The following is a 2,867-nucleotide window of genomic DNA, read 5'->3' as shown; positions in this document are numbered from 1 at the left end:
GCCGGGGATGTCCGGGCACCGGAAAGACCGGCCGGTGCCCGGACCGACGGGCCAGAGCGCTGCGGACCTACACGACCACAAACGCCCCGACACGAGAGGGACATGGTGCCGGCCGTCCCTTCGGCGCCGACCGGCACCCACCCTTATGAGAGAGATTCGGTGCAGCTCTCTGACGAAATTCGGGAAACACTCGGGCAGCGCGGCTCTTTTCTCGACGAATTGCGGCGGGACCGCCCCGGCGTGTCAGCGCGCGATGACGATATCGGCGCGCAGCCCGCCCAGCGTCTCGCTCTCGCCCAGCCGAAGCACACCGCCATGCGCCCGCGCGATATCCGCCGCGATGGCGAGCCCCAGCCCCACGCCGGGCCCCTTGTCCTGGTTGCGCGAGGGATCGAGCCTCACGAAAGGCCGCTGCGCCTCCTCGCGCCGGTCGGCGGGAATCCCCGGCCCGTCATCCTCGACCCGGAGCCGCAGGCTCTTGTCGCTGAGCGTCACCGAAACCTCGCATCGTGTGCCGTAGCGCACCGCGTTGCCGACGAGATTCTCGAGCGCCCGCCGCATCGCCACCGGCCGCAGCGACACCTCGCCCTCGCCCTCGACCTGCGCCAGCCGCACCTGCCGCCCGCCGCGCTGCGCGTCCTCGACCACGCTCTCGGCCAGCGCCACCGGATCGGTGGGTTCGGCCGCCGCGGTCAGCGCGTCTCCGCGCGCGAAGTCGAGAAAGGCGTCGATCAAGCGCTGCATGTCCTCGACATCGCGCTCCAGCGGCTCGCGGTCTTCGTCGTCGAGCATCGACAGCCCGAGCCGCAGCCGCGTCAGCGGCGTGCGCAGGTCGTGGCTCACCCCCGACAGCATCATCGTGCGCTGCTCGATCTGCCGCTCGATCCGGTTGCGCATGTCGAGAAAAGCGTTGCCCGCAGCCCGCACTTCGACCGCGCCGGAGGGCGCGTAGGGCGCATGCCGGCCCCGCCCGAACGCCTCTGCCGCCTGCGCGAGACGGGTGATCGGCCGAAGCTGGTTGCGCAGGTAGAGAAAGGCGATCAGCGTCATCAGCACGCCGAACACCATCATGTTGACGAACAGCTGGTGCGCGTTGGTCGGCGAGGCCCGGCGGCGCAGCACCTGCACCTCGGTGAGACCGTCGTCGCCGCGCACATAGAGCACGACGTCGAAATCGTCGGGCAGCAGGATCCGCTCGAGCCCCGGAATCGCCCGCTCCAGCGTCTGCGTCACCACCAGCCCCGAAAAGTCGAACCAGCGCCGCTGGCTGTCCTCGGGCAAGGCGCTCTCGTCGACCTGTGTCAGGGTCAGATCCAGCGCCGGCGCCAGCTCCGGATGCTCGAGCACCAGCTTGATCTCGCGGGCGAGGTCGCGGCTCATCTGGCTCGACACCCCCTCGAAATGGCGTTGCACGAAGACCACCGAGACCACCAGTTGCAACGTCACCACCGGCAGGATCAGGATCAGCGCCGCCCGCCCGTAGAGACCGCGGGGCACATAGCGTTTGAGCCATTGGAAGGACATGCGTTACCTCTGGTGCGACTGTCAGCCAGAAAGCCCCGAAAGATGCAGGACCCGCAACCGGATTTTCGCCCCCTCCCCGGCGTGCCCGAGACCCTCGCCCCCGGCCTGCGCCGGATCCTGGCGCCGAACGCCTCGCCGATGACCTATCGCGGCACCAACACCTATCTCCTGGGCACGCGCGGGCTTGCGGTGATCGATCCGGGCCCGCTGCTCGCGCCTCATCTCGACGCCATTCTCGCGGCGGTAGCCCCCGGACAGCGGATCACGCATATTCTCGTCACGCACGCCCATCTCGATCACTCTCCCCTCGCCCGCCCGCTCGCCGAGGCCACCGGCGCGCCGGTGCTGGCCTTCGGCGACGCCGCCTCGGGCCGGTCCGCGGCGATGCAGGCGCTCTCCGAGAGCGGCATGGTCGGTGGCGGCGAGGGCGTTGACGCGGGCTTTGCGCCAGACCTCTGCCTCGCGGATGGCGATGTGGTGCAGGGCGACGGCTGGCAGCTCGAGGCGCTGCACACCCCGGGCCATTTCGGCAACCACCTGGGCTTCGCCTGGGACGAGCTGCTGTTCTCGGGCGACGTGGTGATGGGCTGGGCGAGCTCGCTGGTCTCGCCGCCCGACGGCGATCTCACCGCCTTCATGTCCTCTCTGGCGCGGCTGTCAGAGCGGCGCTGGTCTGCGTTCCACCCCGGTCACGGCGCGCCGGTCACGACCCCGGCCGACCGCCTCGCAGAGCTGCGCGATCACCGCCTGATGCGCGAGGCGCAGATCCTTGCGGCGCTGCGCGCCGGCGCATCGGATGCGGCCGGTCTCGCGGCGCGCATCTACACCGAGACCCCGGCCGCCCTGCTGCCCGCCGCGACCCGCAACGTGCTGGCGCATCTCATTGATCTGCAAGCCTCCGGCCGCGCCCGTGCGCTGACGGAACTGTCGGAAAAGGCAATGTTTGAAGCGACTTAACGGAAGCGCAAAAAAATCCTGCAAAATTCCAAAAACCCTCTGGACGCCCGGAGTCGCGATTGCTATACGCCCCACACACCGCAGGACGCGGCGCCCCGGCAACGGGGCAAGGCGCTCCAAAGCAAAAGTTCCGGCGTAGCTCAGCGGTAGAGCAGTTGACTGTTAATCAATTGGTCGTAGGTTCGATCCCTACCGCCGGAGCCAACTTCCCTAGAATTCTGGATAAAGTCCAATAAAATAGGGAATTTGGCGGTTCTCAGCGGACCCTTTTTGGACCCTTTCACGTCAGAAACGGTACCCATCGCGTCGCGAACAGGCTAACTGTCGGCCGCATGACGACTGATGATCTCGGCATGAAACTGCCACGCTACGTCCAGCGCCGCCCG

Annotated in this window: 2 protein-coding genes and 1 tRNA gene; 2 read left to right on the top strand and 1 reads right to left on the bottom strand. The window is 68.2% G+C overall.

Features of this window, described 5'->3' with window-relative positions:
* Positions 1–243: 243 nt before the first annotated feature.
* The gene (locus tag AC6RA4_RS24630; RefSeq protein ID WP_500164822.1) at positions 244–1,524 is read right to left on the bottom strand and encodes an ATP-binding protein; all 1,281 of its coding nucleotides are present in this window, start codon (positions 1,522–1,524) and stop codon (positions 244–246) included.
* Positions 1,525–1,566: 42 nt separating this feature from the next.
* Here AC6RA4_RS24630 and AC6RA4_RS24625 point away from each other — a divergent pair, with 42 nt between their 5' ends.
* Together AC6RA4_RS24625 and AC6RA4_RS24620 are read left to right on the top strand one after the other, a co-directional pair.
* Positions 1,567–2,481 carry an MBL fold metallo-hydrolase gene (locus AC6RA4_RS24625; protein WP_500164820.1) on the top strand — a complete coding sequence of 305 codons (915 nt, stop codon included), beginning with the start codon at positions 1,567–1,569 and terminating at the stop codon, positions 2,479–2,481.
* A 129-nt stretch (positions 2,482–2,610) separates the two neighbouring features.
* Positions 2,611–2,685 (top strand) — tRNA-Asn (locus AC6RA4_RS24620).
* Positions 2,686–2,867 lie beyond the last annotated feature (182 nt).

Source organism: Salipiger sp. (assembly GCF_059781815.1).
The sequence above is the reverse complement of the archived record's forward strand: the minus strand, read 5'-3'. Positions and strand labels throughout refer to the sequence as shown.

Coding starts and splice junctions, on each gene's coding strand:
- AC6RA4_RS24625 (WP_500164820.1), top strand. CDS start 1,567: ATGCAGGACCCGCAACCGGATTTTCGCCCCCTCCCCGGCGTGCCCGAG.
- AC6RA4_RS24630 (WP_500164822.1), bottom strand. CDS start 1,524: ATGTCCTTCCAATGGCTCAAACGCTATGTGCCCCGCGGTCTCTACGGG.